Annotated in this window: 1 protein-coding gene; it reads right to left on the bottom strand. The window is 42.0% G+C overall.

Annotated features, from left to right (window positions below):
• Positions 1-94 precede the first annotated feature (94 nt).
• Positions 95-402, bottom strand: a 308-nt coding sequence (locus LI112_RS17935) for a transposase (protein WP_227191215.1), incomplete at its 5' end; no start/stop codon positions are given.

Raw genomic sequence — 402 nt, 5'->3', positions numbered from 1 at the left:
TACTCGGCAACTGAGTTACCAGAGCATCTGAAATCTGGCGGGATACCGCCTTTTTCAGGGTGCGTCCATAACACCAATACTGCTTGCCTTTCGGCTATGCAGCTACTTTTATTATTTCTGGAGTTTTTAGTCCGGTTACGGACAGTTCCTTCTGTTTTCCGGATACGGAAAGATATTTCCGCAGGATATTAAACGAGCCAACTGCATCGGCGTTATATCTTACTCCATCAGTTATATATATACCCCGTTCTTTTCGATTTGATGCTTCTGCATATCTATTTGATACTTCTGGTGATAACGGACTGCACTGGCTGGTATAGCTTTCTCCTTGTTTTATCAATTGTATCCCATACAGTTTCAGCTTATATTCCAGCATGATATACAGCCTGTTATATGGCAGTC

The sequence above is a fragment of the Blautia sp. 210820-DFI.6.14 genome, from assembly GCF_020558815.1.
Classification (GTDB): domain Bacteria; phylum Bacillota; class Clostridia; order Lachnospirales; family Lachnospiraceae; genus Blautia_A; species Blautia_A obeum.
This window is presented reverse-complemented; position numbering and strand designations above follow the sequence as displayed.